Origin of the sequence: Pseudomonas sp. QC2, from assembly GCF_002859085.1 — a bacterium.
GTDB classification, from domain to species: domain Bacteria; phylum Pseudomonadota; class Gammaproteobacteria; order Pseudomonadales; family Pseudomonadaceae; genus Aquipseudomonas; species Aquipseudomonas petroselini.
Genome location: NZ_PKKS01000004.1, coordinates 131077 through 147179, shown reverse-complemented (window position 1 = coordinate 147179; position 16103 = coordinate 131077). Strand labels below are relative to the sequence as shown.

Genomic DNA, 16103 nt, shown 5'->3' with positions numbered 1-16103 from the left:
CCGTTGCCCAAGCCTTCTAACTCTTCAGGCGACGGCGGTGCCGAATTCTGCGCAGCGTCGCATGGCCTGTCAACGCGACGACGCTGCCCGCTCAACCCTTTGAGAATCCCCAGATGCGCCACGCCGGCAACGAAACCCTGGCCGCCCTCACGGCCTATAAAAGTGGCTTCTTCAACATCGGCCTGTTCTCGGCGGTGATCAACCTGCTGATGCTCGCCCCGGCGCTGTACATGCTGCAGGTGTACGACCGGGTGCTAGCCTCGGGCAATCAGATGACCCTGTTGATGCTGACGCTGATGATCCTCGGCCTGTTCGGCCTGATGGGCGCATTGGAGTGGGTGCGCAGCCAGGTGGTGATTCGCCTCGGCACGCAGATGGACATGCGTTTGAACCAACGGGTGTACGACGCGGCGTTCGAAGCGCAACTCAAGGGCGGCACCCAGGCGGCCGGCCAGGCGCTGCATGACCTGACCACGCTGCGCCAGTTCGCCACCGGCCAGGCGTTGTTCGCGTTTTTCGATGCGCCGTGGTTTCCGGTGTACCTGTTGGTGATTTTCCTGTTTCACCCCTGGCTCGGCCTGCTGGCACTGGTCGGCGCGCTGCTGTTGATGACGCTGGCGTGGGTCAACCACCACGTCAGTCAGGCTCCGATGGCCCTGGCCAGCCAACTGTCCATCAGCGCCAGCCAGCAGGCCACGGCCAACCTGCGCAATGCCGACACCATCGAAGCCATGGGCATGCTCGGCACGTTGCGCGCACGCTGGTTCGGCCAGCATCAAGCGTTTTTGGCCCAGCAAAACCTGGCCAGTGAAAAGACCGCAGCCGTCAGCGCCTGGTCCAAGGGCGTGCGCCTCGCGTTGCAATCCCTGGTCCTGGGTTTGGGCGCGTTGCTGGCGGTGCAGGGCGATATTACGCCGGGGATGATGATTGCCGGCTCGATCCTGATGGGCCGGGTGTTGACCCCCATCGACCAACTGATCGGCGTGTGGAAGCAATGGGGCTCGGCGCGGCTGGCGTACGAACGCTTGTCGCAGATGCTGGAGGCCAACCCGGCGCGACCAGTCCCTATGAGCCTGTCGGTGCCTAAAGGCCAGCTGAGCGTCGAGCACATCAGCGCCTGTGCCCCCGGCAGCCGTCGGCCGGCGCTGGCCAACCTCGGTTTTAACCTGGCGGCAGGCGACGTGCTGGGCGTGATCGGGCCGTCGGGCTGCGGCAAATCCACCCTGGCGCGAATACTGGTGGGCGCCTGGGCGCCCCTGGCCGGCAAGGTGCGGCTGGACGGTGCCGACCTGGCCCTGTGGGACAAGCAGCAGTTAGGTCCGCACATCGGTTACCTGCCGCAAGACATTCAATTGTTCGCCGGCAGCATTGCGGAAAACATCGCACGCTTTGCCGAGGTCGACGCGGATAAAGTCCTCGCTGCTGCGCAAATGGCTGGCGTGCATGAATTGATCCTGCAACTGCCCCAAGGCTACGACACGCCATTGGGGGAGGGCGGCGCCGGCTTGTCCGGCGGCCAGAAGCAACGCGTTGCGCTGGCCCGTGCGCTGTACGGCCTGCCTGCGTTGATCGTGCTGGATGAACCCAACGCCAACCTCGACGAGGTGGGCGAGCACGCGCTGCTCCAAGCCATCGGCCAGCTCAAGCAACAGCGCCGTACCGTGATCCTGATCACCCACAAACCCAACGTGCTGAGCCTGACTGACCAGTTGCTGATCCTCAAGGACGGTCAATTGCAGGCGTTAGGCCCTACGGCGCGTGTGTTGGAGGCACGGCAGAAGCCCGCCGCGAGCAAGCCGGTATCGACCCTGAGCATGAGTTACCGCCTCGGTGAAGGAAAACAGGCATGAGCCAGAGCAAACCTGTGTTGGTCAGCGAGGCGCCGAACAACGTGCTGGCGCTGGATGACAAGAAATATTCGCGCATTGGCTGGCTGTTGGTGCTCGGTGGCTTTGCCGGTTTCCTTGGTTGGGCGGCGTTGGCGCCGTTGGACAAGGGCGTTGCGGTGTCGGGCAAGGTCATGGTCTCGGGCCATCGCAAGACCGTGCAACACCCGGCTGGAGGTATCGTCGAGCGCATTGACGTGCGCGACGGTGAGGTGGTCAGTGCCGGCCAGGTGCTGCTGCGCTTGAAGGAAACCCCATTGCGCGGGCAGATGCAGTCCCTGCGCAGCCAATACGTGGCGTCCCTGGCCAGCGAAGCGCGCTTGAGTGCCGAAAGTGAAGGGTTGTCGGCAATCACTTTTGCTCCCGAACTGCTCGACGATCCTGAAGCAGCGGCCACCCTGAACCTGCAACGGCAGCTGTTCAATAGCCGTGCCCAGGCCCTGGCTACCGAGCAACAAGGCCTGCGCGAAACCATCGCCGGCGCCGAGGCGCAGCTGCGCGGCACGCGGGATTCGCAAGCCAGCAAAGTCCAGCAACGTGCGGCGTTGAGTGAGCAACTGCAAGGCCTGCGCGCGTTGGCGCGTGACGGGTACATCCCACGCAACCGCCTGCTCGACAGCGAGCGCCTGTACTCGCAGGTCGATGGCGCCATCGCCGAGGACTATGGTCGTATCGGTCAGTTGCAGCGCCAGGTGCTCGAACTGCGGCTACGCATCCGTCAGCTCGGCGAAGACTTCCAGAAAGACCTGCGCGGCCAGTTGGCCGAGACCCGTACCCGCAGCGACGACCTGCGCAATCGACTGGCCTCGGCCGAGTTCGAATTGGCCAACAGCCTGGTGCGCGCCCCGGCGTCCGGTGTGGTGGTGGGGCTGGATGTGTACACCGAAGGCGGCGTAATCAAGCCCGGCCAGGCGTTGATGGACATCGTGCCCCAGGGCGAACCCTTGCTGGTGGAGGCGCGCGTGCCGGTGCAGATGGTCGACAAGGTGCATCCGGGCTTGCCGGTGGAGTTGCTGTTCTCGGCCTTCAATCAGGCCACCACGCCACGGGTGGCCGGTGAGGTCACACTGGTCTCGGCCGATCGCCAGGTCGATGAACGCACCGACGAGCCTTACTACACGCTGCGCGCCCAGGTCAGCGCGGCCGGCATGCAACAACTGGACGGCGTGCAGATACGTCCCGGCATGCCGGTGGAAACCTTCATCAAGACCGGTGAGCGCTCGATGCTCAACTACCTGTTCAAACCCCTGCTGGATCGCACCCATATGGCCCTGGTGGAAGAATGAAGGCGCTGCTGTTTACCCTGTTTTTCGGTTGTACCTCGGCGGCGCACGCCTTGGGTTTGCTGGATGCCTACGACTTGGCCCTGCGCAATGATCCGACTTTTCAGGCCGCTATCCAGGAGCGTGAAGCCGGTGAAGAACATCGCGTGATCGGGCGTGCGGCGTTGTTGCCGAACCTGTCATGGAGCTATAACAACTCGCGCAACGCGTCTGAAGTGACGGCGGGTGAGGTCACCAGCGACCGTGACTACCGCAGTTACGCGTCGACTCTGACCTTGCAGCAACCTTTGCTGGATTACGAAGCCTATGCGCGGTTTCGCCAGGGCACCGCCCAGGCGTTGATGGCCGACGAGCGCTTTCGCGGCAAGAGCCAGGAACTGGCAGTGCGGGTGCTCAATGCCTACAGCCAGGCCTTGCTGGCGCAAGAACGTATCGAGCTGAGCCGTGCGCAGAAACGCGCGTATGCCGAGCGCCTGCAACTCAATGATCGCCTGCTCAAGGGCGGTGAGGGGACGCGCACCGATGTGCTGGAAACCCAGGCGCGCCTGAGCTTGGCCCAGGCAGAAGAAATCGAATCCCTGGATGCTCAGGACAGCGCCCTGCGCGAGTTGGAAGCCATCGTCGGCCAGCCGCTGCAGATCGAAGAATTGGCACCATTGACGCGCCAATTCGACATCCCGCCCCTGCAGCCCAACCGTTTCGAGACCTGGCGCGACATGGCCATGGCCAATAACCCGGAGCTTAAATCCCAGCACCACGCCCTGGACGTAGCGTCCTATGAAGTGGAGCGCAAACGTGCAGGCCACCTGCCCAAGGTCAGCCTGTACGCCACCAGTCGCCAGACCCGTTCTGACTCGGAAAGCAGCTACAACCAACAGTACGACACCAACAGTGTCGGTATTCAGGTCAGCCTGCCACTGTTTGCCGGCGGTGGGGTGTCGGCCTCCACCCGCCAGGCGGCGAACCAGCTGTCCCAGGCCCAGTACGAGTTGGACGCGCAAACCTCGGCCACGCTGGTGGAGTTGCGCAAGCAGTTCAACCTCAATACCAGCGGCGCCGCCAAAGTGCGCGCCTATGAAATGGCCGTCAGCTCGGCCACTGCCTTGGTCGCCGCGACCCAGAAAAGCGTCACCGGCGGTGAGCGCGTCAACCTCGACGTGCTCGACGCCGAACAACAACTCTTCACCGCCCGCCGCGACCTGGCGAATGCGCGGCATGCGTATCTGCTGGCTCGGATTCAGTTGAAGTATTACGCGGGGTTGCTGAGCGAGCAGGACTTGCGGGCCTTGGCGGGGTATTTCCAGCCCTCGGCATGAGTGGTTACAACCCGGCATTCGCCGGGTTTTTTGTGCTTACTAGTCTGTGAAACAGCTTCGGGAAAATGGAGCCGGTTGTCGGGTGACAGGGGAAAACTGTTACCTGGCGGAAAATAACCTAACTGATGGGTTACGATGAGAGTAGGCGCTTACAAGGGATATGTGATTTCGGTGTTTATCAGGGATGAGCATTGCCCGCCCCATGTGCATGTCAGGGGGAAGGAGTGGGATGCGTGTTTTCGTTTCAGTTTTCTGGATGGTGAAGCAAATCGTAAAAGCCAAAGTCGTACCCTATAAACCGGTCACTGAGGCCGACGTCGAAAAGGCGATAGCCCGAGGGCGCAAGACACGGCACCTTTATGCCCGCGCCAGTTCTGTGCGTTATGAAGACAACTGCCTTTCCATCGGCTTCAGCGACGGCAGTCGCGTTTTACTGCCGGTGGCTGGCCTGCCCGAGTTCGCGGGGTTTTCCTTGGAGGACTTTGAGCAACTGGAAGTCGGCTTTGGCGGCAAGGCGCTGTGCTGTGAGGCCCGGGATTTGGATGTTTCGGTCACGGGCCTGATCGCCACCAGCAAACCGCTCATGGACCTAGCCACCAGTTTGGTTGCGTCGCGCAACGGTCGCAAAAGCAGCGCCGCCAAATCCGCCGCCGCCCGAGCCAATGGCAAGAAGGGCGGGCGGCCACGCAAGAAGGAACCTGAGGACGTTGAACTACCGCCGAGTCAGTAACACACCGGATTCCATATGGTGCGTCCACGGGAACTGGTCAAACATTGCGCACTTCGTAATCCGGTGCGTGTCATGCAATTGCGCGATGTTCGCCGCCAACGTCTCGGGGTTGCAGGAGATGTACAGGATGTTGTCGAAGCGCCGGGTCAGTTCGCAGGTGTCCGGGTCCATGCCGGCGCGCGGCGGGTCGACGAACACGCTGCCGAACTCATAGCTCTTCAAGTCGATACCGTGCAGGCGGCGGAACGGGCGCACTTCATTCAGCGCTTCGGTGAGTTCTTCGGCGGAGAGGCGCACCAGGGTGACGTTACCCACCGCGTTTTCATCGAGGTTGCTCAAGGCCGCATTCACCGAGGTCTTGCTGATCTCGGTCGCCAGCACCTTGCGTACACGTGTTGCCAGGGGCAGGGTGAAGTTGCCGTTGCCGCAATACAACTCGAGCAAATCGTCCGGGCGATCGCCCAGGGCGTCATAGGCCCAGTTGAGCATCTTCTGGTTCACCGTGCCGTTGGGCTGGGTGAAGGCGCCTTCGGGTTGGCGATAGCTGAACGTGCGGCCACCGACCTCGAGTTTTTCCACTACATAGTCGTGGCCGATCACATCGCGCTTGCCCTTGGAGCGGCCGATGATGCTGACGTTCAAGTCGGTGGCGAGCTTATTCGCGGCGGTGTGCCAATGCTCGTCCAGTGGGCGGTGATAGCACAGGGTGATCATCGCATCGCCGGCCAGGGTGGTCAGGAACTCCACCTGGAACAGCTTGTGGCTCAGGGCGGCGCTGGCTTGCCAGGCGGCCTTGAGCTGCGGCATCAATTGGTTGATGCGTTGGCTGGCGATGGGGAACTCGTCGATCAGGATCGGCGTGCGCTTGTCGTCCTGGGAAAACATCGCGTAGTGGCGCTCACCGCCTTCGCGCCACAGGCGGAACTCGGCGCGCAGGCGGAAGTTCTGCAGCGGCGAGTCGAAGACCTGTGGCTCTGGCGCGTCAAACGGTGCCAGCAGGTCACGCAAGCGCGTGACCTTGTCTTGCAGTTGAGCGGTGTAGCGTGCGGCGTCAAAAGTCATGCGTTGAACCAGCCCAGCTTGATTACAAACAGAATCGACAGAATCACCAATGCCGGGTTCAGCTCACGGTAGCGGCCCGAAAGCAGCTTGATGGCGGTCCAGGCGATGAAACCGAAGGCGATGCCGTTGGCGATGGAGTAAGTGAAAGGCATCGCCAGGGCGGTGACCACTACCGGCGCTGCAACCGTGATGTCGTCCCAGTCGATCTCGGCCAGGCCCTGGGTCATCAGCACGGCCACGAACAGCAGTGCCGGCGCAGTGGCGTAGGCCGGCACGCTGGCGGCCAGTGGCGAGAAGAACAACGCCAGCAGGAACAGGATCGCGACCACGATGGCGGTCAGGCCGGTACGGCCACCGGCGCTCACGCCCGCAGCGGACTCGATGTAGCTGGTGGTGGTCGAAGTGCCCAGCAGGGAGCCCGCCATGGCGGCGGTACTGTCGGCGATCAACGCACGGCCCATTTTCGGCATGTGACCGTCCTTGCCCATCAGGCCGGCGCGCTTGGCCACGCCGATCAAGGTGCCGGAGTTATCGAACAGGTCCACGAACAGGAAGGCGAAGATCACGCTGACCAGGCCGATATCCAGGGCGCCCTTGATATCCAGCTGCAGGAAGGTCGGGGCCAGGGACGGTGGTGCCGAGGTGATACCGATGAACGGGGTGAAGCCCAATACGATCGAGGCGATGGTCACCGCCAGGATGCCGATCAGCACCGCGCCGCGTACGGCCAGGGCTTCCAGCGCGACGATCAGCACGAAACCCAGGGTGGCCAGGATCGGCGCCGGTTGTTTCAGGTCGCCCAGGCCCACCATGGTGGCCGGGTTGCTCACCACGATCCCGGCGTTATGCAGGGCGATCAGCGCCAGGAACAGGCCGATACCGGCGGCAATCGCCGAGCGCAGGGGCAGGGGGATGGCGTTGATGATCCACTCACGAATGCGAAAGATCGACAGCAGGAAGAACAGCACCGCCGAGATAAACACCGCCCCCAGCGCAACCTGCCAGGTGTGGCCCATGTGCAGGACCACGGTGTAGGTAAAGAAGGCGTTGAGGCCCATGCCCGGCGCAAGAGCGATCGGGTAGTTGGCGATCAGGCCCATCACGGTCGAACCGATGGCGGCGGCCAGGCAGGTGGCGACGAATACCGCGCCTTTGTCCATGCCGGTCTCGCCGAGGATGCTCGGGTTCACGAACAGGATGTAGGCCATGGCCAGGAATGTCGTGATGCCCGCGAGGATCTCGGTGCGCACGTTGGTGTTGTGTGCCTTGAGTTGAAACAGCTTTTCCAGCATGCCTGCTCCCAGTGACGCTCTGTGGCGTCGTGATTTGTTGACCTCTAAGTCAAAGCACAAACTGCGCCAAGCGCCTGTGGTTTCAGAGAGGATCGGAAAAAGCGGCGCATCATACCAGCAGCCGAGGCCTTGAGGCATACTGCGCCGACGTTTAAACGAAGGTCATCCGCCGCATGAAAAACGCCAGCCCGTGGAGTCTAGCCCTGATCCCCTGTATCAGCCTGTTGCTCGGTGCAGCACCGGCGTGGGGCGCGACTGCACCGCCGTTGAGCGAAGTGCGTGTGTTCAAGGTTGAGTCGGCGCGTTGCACGGAAACCATTCCTGAGCGTGTGAGTACGACCCAGATGTGTACGCACCGTGGGCCGACTAAGGTTTCTGTCATGGAAGTCGGCCTGGGCAATAACCCGGTTGGCCTCTTCAATGGCGCGGTGTTGAACGGCCAGCGCACGCCGGTATGCCAGGTCGGCAACATCAGCGAGGCCTGCAGCGGGGCCGGCACGTTGATGGGCTACATCTATGTGTTTGACCTGAATGTGGAGGCCCAGGGCTGGTTCGAATACAGCAACGCCTCGATCAACCCCCCGCGAAACACCCTGAAAACCCTACTCAATATCCGCTGATCAATCTTCTTGAACGCTCAAAACCACGGGAAGTCGTACCCCTGAGACGGCGACTTTTCTAACGCCGCGGATGTACACCAACCCGTGAGGTGTTTATGAGCGCGACCCCCAATGGCGCGGCGGCCCAGCCGTTCGTCAGCCACCCGATACGCCTGCGCCTCAACGGCCAGGACCGCCAGTTGGACGTGTTGCCCTGGACCACGCTGTTGGACCTGCTGCGCGAGCAACTGGACCTGGTCGGCAGCAAAAAAGGCTGCGACCACGGCCAATGCGGCGCCTGCACCGTCTTGCGCGACGGCAAACGCGTCAACGCCTGCCTGACCCTCGCCGTCATGTGCGACGGCGCCGAATTGACCACCATCGAAGGCCTGGCCGACGGCGACGTGCTCCACCCGATGCAGCAAGCCTTTATCAAGCACGACGCCTTCCAGTGCGGTTACTGCACCCCCGGCCAGATCTGTTCCGCCGTCGGCCTGGTCAATGAAGGCCGTGCCCGCGACACCGCGCAGATCCAAGAGCTGATGAGCGGCAACCTCTGCCGCTGTGGTGCCTACAGCAATATCCGCGATGCCATCGTGGACGTCGTGGGAGGTGAGCAATGAACCCCTTCCATTACAGCAAACCGGCGGATGTACAGGAGGCGGTCCACCTCAGCAGCGCGGCATCGCGCTTTATTGCCGGTGGCACCAACCTGCTGGACTTGATGAAGGAAAACATCAGCCGCCCCGAGCACCTCATCGACATCACCGGCCTGCCGTTGCATGACATTCAGCAAACGGCCGAAGGCGGACTGCTGATCGGCGCCCTGGTGAGCAACGCCGACCTGGCCTGGCACCCGCTGATCGAACAGCGTTATCCATTGCTGTCGCAAGCCATCCTCGCGGGCGCCTCGCCGCAACTGCGCAACATGGCCAGTACCGGCGGCAACCTGTTGCAGCGCACCCGTTGCTACTACTTCTATGACGCCACCGTGCCCTGCAACAAACGTGAACCCGGCAGCGGTTGCCCGGCGCGAACCGGCTTGAATCGCATCCATGCGATCCTCGGCGCCAGTGAAGAGTGTGTCGCGACCCATCCGTCCGACATGTGCGTCGCGCTGGCTGCGCTGGAGGCGCGGGTGCATGTGGAAGGGCGTGGTGGTGCGCGGATCATCGAGTTTGCCGATTTCCATCGCCTGCCCGGTGACGCGCCGCAACGGGACAACCAATTGGCTGACGATGAGCTGATCACCGCGATCGAGCTGCCCGCCGATAACCTGGCGAGCCACAGTCACTACCTGAAAATCCGCGACCGCGCGTCTTATGCCTTCGCCCTGGTGTCCGTTGCCGCAGCGCTTGAACTGGACGGCGACCTCATCGTTGATGCACGCCTGGCCCTCGGCGGCGTGGCCCACAAACCCTGGCGTGACCGCGCCGTGGAAGCCGGCCTGATCGGCCAGGTCGTCAGCCGCGAAACCTTCAGCCACGCCGCCGATGCCCTGCTGCAAGACGCTGAGCCGCTTGCGCACAACGGCTTCAAGATCAAGCTGGCGCGCCGGGCGATCATTCGCGCCCTGAGCGACGCTGCTGTCGCAGGAGAACAGCCATGACCGCTATCGGCAAACCCTTGGACCGGGTGGACGGTCTGCTCAAAGTCACCGGCCAGGCACGTTATGCCGGGGAGTTTCCCGAGCATGGCCTGCTGCACGGTAGCGTGGTGTCCAGCACCGTCGCCAAGGGCCGTGTGCTGCGCATCGATGCTTCCAGGGCGCTGGCCCTGCCGGGCGTGGTGGAGGTTATCCATCACCTCAACCGGCCGAGGATCGCCAGCTACGACGACGCTTTCCAGGACGACGACGCCGCCGATGGCTCGCCGTTCCGCCCGCTATACAACGACCGCGTGCTGTACAGCGGCCAGCCCCTGGCCTTGGTGATCGCCGATAACCTGGAGCTGGCGCGGCATGCCGGTTCCCTGGTGGACATCGAGTACGAAACCGAAGCCTTCGAAACCGACCTGCTGGCCTTGCAGGAACAGGCCCATGCTTCGCCGCAAACCCCGCCGGCGCCGCGTGGCAACTTCCAGGCCGAGTGGGCCGGCGCCGCCGTCAGCCTGGATCTGCACTACAGCACGCCCATCGAACACCACAACCCGATGGAACCCCACGCCAGCACCGTGCTGTATCAACCCGATGGCACCTTGCATATCCATGACAAGACCCAGGGCCCACAGAATTGCCAGGCCTATGTGCAAAAAGTCTTTGGCCTGGATAAAAGCCAGGTGCGCATCTTCGCCGCGTTCGTCGGCGGCGCTTTTGGCTCCGGCTTGCGCCCGCAGTACCAGTTGCCGTTGGCCGTCATGGCCTCCCTGGCGCTCAAACGCTCGGTGCGCGTCACCCTGACCCGCCAACAGATGTTCACTTTCGGCTACCGCCCGCGCACCTTGCAGCGCTTGCAAATGGGCGCCGCCGCCAACGGACGCCTGCTGGCACTCGGACACACCGCTATCGGCCAGACCTCGCGCTTCGAGGATTTCAGCGAACATGTGGTGGAGTGGAGCGGCATGCTCTACCACTGCGATAACGTGCAACTGACCTACAAACTGGTGCCCCTGGATGTGTTCACGCCCATGGACATGCGCGCTCCCGGTGCCGCCCTTGGCGTGATCGGCCTGGAGTGCGCCATGGACGAAGTGGCCTGCGCGCTGGGGATCGACCCGGTGCAACTGCGGCTGATCAACTACGCCGAGCGCAACCAGAACGAAGACAAACCCTGGTCGAGCAAGGCCCTGCGCGAATGCTACAGCGAAGGTGCCGAGCGTTTCGGCTGGAGCCAGCGCAACCCGGAACCGCGCAGTATGCGCGACGGCCGCCAGTTGATCGGCTGGGGCATGGCCGGCGGGGTATGGGAGGCCATGCAGATGAAGGCCAGCGCCAAGGCGCGGATCGACGCGCAGGGCAAGCTGACGGTCAGCAGCGCCACCACCGATATCGGCACCGGCACTTACACGGTGATGACCCAGATCGCGGCCCAGGCCAGTGGTGTGGCGGTCGAGGACGTAGTGTTTATGCTGGGCGATTCGTCATTGCCCACCGCGCCGCTGCAGGGCGGATCGTTTACCGTGTCTTCTGTGGGGACCGCCGTACAGCAAGCCTGCGAGGCGCTGAATGCCAAGTTGCTGGAGATTGCCCGCCAGACTTACCCGGTCTTCAAGGACGCCGAATCCGTACGCTTCGAAGACGGCCAGTTGCATACGGGCGACGTGAGCGTTTCGTTGGCGCAGTTGGTCAAGGACAGTGGCGAAGACGCGCTGGACGTGCAGGTCGACAGCGAGCCCGACAAAAAACGCGAGGGCTACAGCACCGCCACCCATTCGGCGGTATTTGTCGAGGTGCAGGTGGATGAAGACCTGGGCACCATCAAGGTCCGTCGGGTGGTCAGCGCGATTGCCGCCGGGCGTGTGGTCAACCCGAAGATGGCGCGCAGCCAGATCCTTGGCGGTGTGGTGTGGGGTATCGGCATGGCCCTGCACGAAGAAACCCAGATCGACCATCAACTGGGGCGCTACATGAACCACAGCCTGGCCGAGTACCACCTCCCGGTAAACGCGGATATTGGCGAGATCGACGTGGTGTTTGTCGAGGAACATGACGAGATCGTCAACGCCCTGGGGTCCAAGGGGGTTGGTGAAATCGGTATTGTCGGCGTGGCAGCGGCGGTGGCGAATGCGATTTATCACGCCACCGGCAAACGGGTTCGGGAGTTTCCGATCACCTTGGATAAGGTGCTCTGACATGCTCTGGCAAGCACTGATTATCTAAAGGTGGGAGGGGGCTTGCCCCCGATGGGGGGTGTCAGTCAACGATGCTGTGACTGACATGGCGCTATCGGGGGCAAGCCCCCTCCCACATGGGTTATGCGGTGGTTTTTTGAGCGGGCTCTTCCACCGGCACATGCATGCGATCCCGATTCGCCAGGGTCGGGAACAGCTTGATCCACACCCCAGTCACCACCAGCGTCCCGATCCCGCCCATGACCACGGCGGGCACGGTGCCGAACCAGTGGGCGGTAATCCCGGATTCGAACTCGCCCAATTGGTTGGACGCGCCGATGAACAGGCCGTTGACGGCACTGACTCGCCCGCGCATTTCATCAGGTGTTTCCAACTGCACAAACGACGCGCGGATCACCATGCTGATCATGTCCGCCGCCCCCAGCACCACCAGCACCGCCAGGGAAAACCAGAACGACGTGGAGAGGCCGAAGGCAATGGTTGCCACGCCGAACACGCCCACGGCAGTGAACATCACACGGCCTACATGGCGATCCACCGAGAACCGCGCCAACCACAGCGACATCAACAACGCTCCCACGGCCGGCGCCGACCGCAGCAGACCCAGGCCCCAGGCACCCGTCAGCAGGATGTCCTTGGCGAACACCGGCAGCAACGCGGTGGCGCCGCCCAGCAGCACGGCGAACAGGTCGAGGGAGATGGCGCCGAGGATGTCCGGGCGACTGCGGATAAACCGGATGCCGGCCAACAGCGAATCCAGGGTGGCCTTGCCTTTGTTGAGCGGCGTCTGGCGTGCGGGCAGGTTGAGGGTCAGCACGCAGGCAATGAGGTACAGCACCACCGTGGGGCCATACACCCACACGCTGCCAAACGCGTAGAGCAAACCGCCGAGCGCCGGCGCGACGATGGTTGCCAACTGCTGGGCCGACTGCGACGACGCCACGGCCCGTGGGAACAACGCGCTGGGCACGATGCTTGGCAACATGGCCTGGGTGGTGGGCATTTCAAACGAGCGCGCGGCGCCGAGCAGAAAGGCGAGGATAAAGATCATCTCGCGGGTCACGTTGCCGGTCAGGCCGCCAATCGCCAGGCTCAGGGCTATCAGCGCCTGCACGGTCTGGCAGATGGCCGCGACCTTGCGCCGCTCATAGCGATCGGCCACGTGCCCGGTGTGCAACATGAACAGCACGCGCGGCACGAATTCCACCAGGCCAACCAACCCCAGGTCCAGCACATTGCCGGTCAGTTGGTAGAGGTTCCAGCCGATGGCCACGGTGAGCATCTGGAAGCCGCTGGCGGTAAAGATGCGCGCCAGCCAGAACGCGATGAAAGGGCGGTGATGACGCAACAGCAACGCGGGTTCACTAGGCATCGGGGCTTCAGGTCAGGGCTGGAGGAGGGCCGAGATTATCATTAAGTTGTAACAGATAGTTGCAACAACTGAGCTGAGGCAGTCTGTCACGCGGCAAAAGACCACACAGTTCATTCCTGAAAATGGGACTACTCTTTTAGCAATGCTTGATCCAGATCAATGCCCGCCCGGGCATTGACCTGGCGGCCTCAGGGCCAGATTCCCTACGCGATGGTTAAAAAAAGAAACGAATTGAAATTCGCCAGACTCCATATCCGTGGGGGCAGTGGGTGCAGGCTTCCGCCAGCAGCCGGTATTACCTGACAGAGGAAGACTTATGTTCGGTTTGGAGGCGCTAGATCTCGCCCGAATTCAATTTGCGTTCACCATCTCTTTCCACATCCTGTTCCCGGCGATCACCATCGGCCTGGCCAGTTACCTCGCGGTGCTGGAAGGCTTGTGGCTCAAGACCCGTAACGACACCTACCGTGACCTCTACCATTTCTGGTCGAAGATCTTTGCCGTCAACTTCGGCATGGGTGTGGTCTCCGGCCTGGTCATGGCTTACCAGTTCGGCACCAACTGGAGCCGCTTCTCGGACTTCGCCGGCGCGGTCACCGGGCCGCTTCTGACGTATGAAGTGCTCACGGCCTTCTTCCTTGAGGCCGGTTTCCTCGGCGTAATGCTGTTCGGCTGGAATAAGGTCGGGCGCAACCTGCACTTCTTCTCCACCGTGATGGTGGCCGTCGGGACGCTGATTTCCACGTTTTGGATCCTCTCGTCCAACAGCTGGATGCAGACGCCCCAGGGCTTTGAAATCATTGATGGCCGGGTGATTCCGACCGATTGGTTTGCCGTCGTCTTCAACCCGTCGTTCCCCTATCGCCTGGCGCACATGGCCACCGCAGCCTTTGTAGCCACCGCGTTCTTCGTCGGCTCCTCGGCGGCCTGGCACTTGTTGCGCGGCAAGGACAACCCGGCGATCCGTAAAATGCTCTCGATGGCGATGTGGATGGCCTTGATCGTCGCGCCTATCCAGGCGGTGATCGGCGACTTCCATGGCCTTAACACCTTGAAGCATCAGCCGGCGAAAATCGCTGCGATTGAAGGTCACTGGGAAAACATCGGCAACGAACCCACGCCGCTGATCCTGTTTGGCTGGCCCGACATGAAGGCCGAAAAAACCAAGTACGCGGTGGAAATCCCCTATCTGGGTAGCCTGATCCTGACCCATTCCCTGGACAAACAGGTGCCGGCGCTCAAGGAGTTCCCGCCTGAGGACCGCCCAAATTCGACCATCGTGTTCTGGTCGTTCCGGGTCATGGTCGGCCTGGGCTTCCTGATGATCTTCACCGGCCTGTTCAGCCTCTGGCTGCGCCGGGGCGACAAAATGTACACGTCCAAACCGTTCCTGTACCTGGCGTTGTGGATGGGCCCGTCCGGCCTGATCGCGATTCTCGCCGGCTGGTTCACCACCGAGATCGGCCGCCAGCCGTGGGTGGTCTACGGGCTGATGCGCACGGCGGACGCTTCTTCCGGGCATAGCCTGGCGCAGATGACGATCACCCTGGTGTTGTTCGTGGTGGTGTACTTCGCGCTGTTCGGTGCGGGGCTGGGCTACATGATGCGCCTGGTGCGCAAAGGGCCCCAGACCCACGAAGGCAGCGAACCTACCCACGGTGGCCCTGGCCAGAAACGCACGCCGGCTCGTCCGTTGTCTGCAGCCGATGACGGTGCCGACGACGATCACGCGCACATCCAGCACAAGGGGAATTGAGATGGGTATTGATCTTCCGCTGATCTGGGCCGTGATCATCATCTTCGGCATCATGATGTACGTGGTCATGGACGGCTTCGACCTGGGTATCGGCATCCTCTTCCCGTTTATCCCGGGCAAGACCGACCGTGACGTGATGATGAACACCGTGGCGCCGGTCTGGGACGGTAACGAAACCTGGCTGGTACTCGGCGGCGCGGCGTTGTTCGGCGCGTTCCCGCTGGCCTATTCGGTGGTGTTGTCGGCGCTGTACCTGCCGTTGATCCTGATGCTGATCGGCTTGATCTTCCGTGGCGTAGCGTTCGAGTTCCGCTTCAAGGCCAAGGACCATAAACGTCACCTGTGGGACAAGGCGTTCATCGGCGGCTCGCTGGCCGCGACGTTCTTCCAGGGCGTGGCGTTGGGGGCGTTTATCGATGGCATCCCGGTGGTCAACCGTCAGTTCGCCGGCGGTTCGCTGGACTGGGCCACGCCGTTCACGATGTTCTGCGGCGTGGCGCTGATCGTGGCCTATGCGTTGCTCGGCTGCACCTGGCTGATCATGAAGACCGAAGGCCCGCTTCAGGAAAAGATGCACAACCTCGCGCGGCCGTTGGCCTTCGTGGTGTTGGCGGTCATCGGCATCGTGAGTATCTGGACGCCACTGACGCACCCGGAAATCGCCTCGCGCTGGTTCACGCTGCCGAACCTGTTCTGGTTCCTGCCGGTGCCGATCCTGGTGCTGGTGACCATGTACGGGCTGATCCGCGCCGTGGCGCGTAATGCGCACTACACACCGTTCCTGCTGACGCTGGTGCTGATTTTCCTGGGCTACAGCGGTTTGGGCATCAGCCTGTGGCCGAACATCATTCCGCCCTCAGTGTCGATCTGGGACGCTGCCGCGCCGCCGCAAAGCCAGGGCTTCATGCTGGTGGGCACGTTATTCATCATTCCGTTCATCCTGGGCTACACCTTCTGGAGCTACTACGTGTTCCGCGGCAAGGTCACCCACGAAGACGGTTATCACTAGGAGGGTCGT

General features: G+C 62.5%; 13 protein-coding genes and 1 pseudogene. 11 read left to right on the top strand and 3 right to left on the bottom strand.

Annotated elements, in window-relative coordinates:
- Positions 1-113: 113 nt before the first annotated feature.
- From QCBJ_RS04490 to QCBJ_RS04470, 5 genes and pseudogenes are all read left to right on the top strand, one after another.
- Positions 114-1850, top strand: a complete 1737-nt coding sequence (locus tag QCBJ_RS04490) for a type I secretion system permease/ATPase (protein WP_102060219.1) — start codon at positions 114-116, stop codon at positions 1848-1850.
- On the top strand, positions 1847-3172 hold the full coding sequence (locus tag QCBJ_RS04485; protein ID WP_102060218.1) for an HlyD family type I secretion periplasmic adaptor subunit: 1326 nt from the start codon (positions 1847-1849) through the stop codon (positions 3170-3172). Before QCBJ_RS04490 ends, QCBJ_RS04485 begins: the two co-directional genes overlap by 4 nt.
- On the top strand, positions 3169-4485 hold the full coding sequence (locus tag QCBJ_RS04480; protein WP_015886005.1) for a TolC family outer membrane protein: 1317 nt from the start codon (positions 3169-3171) through the stop codon (positions 4483-4485). Before QCBJ_RS04485 ends, QCBJ_RS04480 begins: the two co-directional genes overlap by 4 nt.
- Positions 4486-4620: 135 nt before the next feature.
- Positions 4621-4749 (top strand): annotated as a pseudogene (locus QCBJ_RS04475) (DUF4160 domain-containing protein); the annotation flags it as partial.
- A complete protein-coding gene (locus QCBJ_RS04470) occupies positions 4742-5215 on the top strand; it encodes a DUF2442 domain-containing protein (RefSeq protein ID WP_102060217.1) in 474 nt (157 codons plus the stop codon). The pseudogene QCBJ_RS04475 and the gene QCBJ_RS04470, both read left to right, overlap by 8 nt.
- Here QCBJ_RS04470 and trmA read toward each other — a convergent pair.
- Together trmA and QCBJ_RS04460 are read right to left on the bottom strand one after the other, a co-directional pair.
- Positions 5198-6277 (bottom strand): tRNA (uridine(54)-C5)-methyltransferase TrmA, encoded by a 1080-nt coding sequence (gene trmA / locus QCBJ_RS04465; protein WP_102060216.1) that lies wholly within the window; start codon positions 6275-6277, stop codon positions 5198-5200. The genes QCBJ_RS04470 and trmA overlap by 18 nt on opposite strands.
- A complete protein-coding gene (locus tag QCBJ_RS04460) occupies positions 6274-7569 on the bottom strand; it encodes an NCS2 family permease (RefSeq protein WP_015886001.1) in 1296 nt (431 codons plus the stop codon). Before QCBJ_RS04460 ends, trmA begins: the two co-directional genes overlap by 4 nt.
- Before the next feature lie 173 nt (positions 7570-7742).
- Here QCBJ_RS04460 and QCBJ_RS04455 point away from each other — a divergent pair, with 173 nt between their 5' ends.
- From QCBJ_RS04455 to QCBJ_RS04440, 4 genes are all read left to right on the top strand, one after another.
- Positions 7743-8189 carry a DUF4879 domain-containing protein gene (locus tag QCBJ_RS04455; protein WP_102060215.1) on the top strand — a complete coding sequence of 149 codons (447 nt, stop codon included), beginning with the start codon at positions 7743-7745 and terminating at the stop codon, positions 8187-8189.
- A 95-nt stretch (positions 8190-8284) separates the two neighbouring features.
- Positions 8285-8791 carry a (2Fe-2S)-binding protein gene (locus QCBJ_RS04450; protein WP_102060214.1) on the top strand — a complete coding sequence of 169 codons (507 nt, stop codon included), beginning with the start codon at positions 8285-8287 and terminating at the stop codon, positions 8789-8791.
- Positions 8788-9777, top strand: coding sequence for a xanthine dehydrogenase family protein subunit M (locus QCBJ_RS04445; protein WP_015885998.1), 990 nt, complete (start codon positions 8788-8790; stop codon positions 9775-9777). Before QCBJ_RS04450 ends, QCBJ_RS04445 begins: the two co-directional genes overlap by 4 nt.
- Positions 9774-11957 (top strand): xanthine dehydrogenase family protein molybdopterin-binding subunit, encoded by a 2184-nt coding sequence (locus QCBJ_RS04440; protein WP_102060213.1) that lies wholly within the window; start codon positions 9774-9776, stop codon positions 11955-11957. Before QCBJ_RS04445 ends, QCBJ_RS04440 begins: the two co-directional genes overlap by 4 nt.
- A gap of 121 nt (positions 11958-12078) precedes the next feature.
- Here the strand turns inward: QCBJ_RS04440 and QCBJ_RS04435 are convergent, their stop codons facing one another.
- On the bottom strand, positions 12079-13329 hold the full coding sequence (locus QCBJ_RS04435) for an MFS transporter (protein WP_102060212.1): 1251 nt from the start codon (positions 13327-13329) through the stop codon (positions 12079-12081).
- 316 nt (positions 13330-13645) lie between these two features.
- Here QCBJ_RS04435 and QCBJ_RS04430 point away from each other — a divergent pair, with 316 nt between their 5' ends.
- Together QCBJ_RS04430 and cydB are read left to right on the top strand one after the other, a co-directional pair.
- On the top strand, positions 13646-15085 hold the full coding sequence (locus QCBJ_RS04430; RefSeq protein WP_015885995.1) for a cytochrome ubiquinol oxidase subunit I: 1440 nt from the start codon (positions 13646-13648) through the stop codon (positions 15083-15085).
- Position 15086: 1 nt separating this feature from the next.
- A complete protein-coding gene (gene cydB / locus QCBJ_RS04425) occupies positions 15087-16094 on the top strand; it encodes a cytochrome d ubiquinol oxidase subunit II (protein ID WP_015885994.1) in 1008 nt (335 codons plus the stop codon).
- Positions 16095-16103: the final 9 nt, after the last annotated feature.

Bases quoted from the DNA above. Each gene is read 5' to 3' on its own strand.
- QCBJ_RS04490 (WP_102060219.1), top strand. From the start codon at position 114: ATGCGCCACGCCGGCAACGAAACCCTGGCCGCCCTCACGGCCTATAAA.
- QCBJ_RS04485 (WP_102060218.1), top strand. From the start codon at position 1,847: ATGAGCCAGAGCAAACCTGTGTTGGTCAGCGAGGCGCCGAACAACGTG.
- QCBJ_RS04480 (WP_015886005.1), top strand. From the start codon at position 3,169: ATGAAGGCGCTGCTGTTTACCCTGTTTTTCGGTTGTACCTCGGCGGCG.
- QCBJ_RS04470 (WP_102060217.1), top strand. From the start codon at position 4,742: ATGGTGAAGCAAATCGTAAAAGCCAAAGTCGTACCCTATAAACCGGTC.
- trmA (WP_102060216.1), bottom strand. From the start codon at position 6,277: ATGACTTTTGACGCCGCACGCTACACCGCTCAACTGCAAGACAAGGTC.
- QCBJ_RS04460 (WP_015886001.1), bottom strand. From the start codon at position 7,569: ATGCTGGAAAAGCTGTTTCAACTCAAGGCACACAACACCAACGTGCGC.
- QCBJ_RS04455 (WP_102060215.1), top strand. From the start codon at position 7,743: ATGAAAAACGCCAGCCCGTGGAGTCTAGCCCTGATCCCCTGTATCAGC.
- QCBJ_RS04450 (WP_102060214.1), top strand. From the start codon at position 8,285: ATGAGCGCGACCCCCAATGGCGCGGCGGCCCAGCCGTTCGTCAGCCAC.
- QCBJ_RS04445 (WP_015885998.1), top strand. From the start codon at position 8,788: ATGAACCCCTTCCATTACAGCAAACCGGCGGATGTACAGGAGGCGGTC.
- QCBJ_RS04440 (WP_102060213.1), top strand. From the start codon at position 9,774: ATGACCGCTATCGGCAAACCCTTGGACCGGGTGGACGGTCTGCTCAAA.
- QCBJ_RS04435 (WP_102060212.1), bottom strand. From the start codon at position 13,329: ATGCCTAGTGAACCCGCGTTGCTGTTGCGTCATCACCGCCCTTTCATC.
- QCBJ_RS04430 (WP_015885995.1), top strand. From the start codon at position 13,646: ATGTTCGGTTTGGAGGCGCTAGATCTCGCCCGAATTCAATTTGCGTTC.
- cydB (WP_015885994.1), top strand. From the start codon at position 15,087: ATGGGTATTGATCTTCCGCTGATCTGGGCCGTGATCATCATCTTCGGC.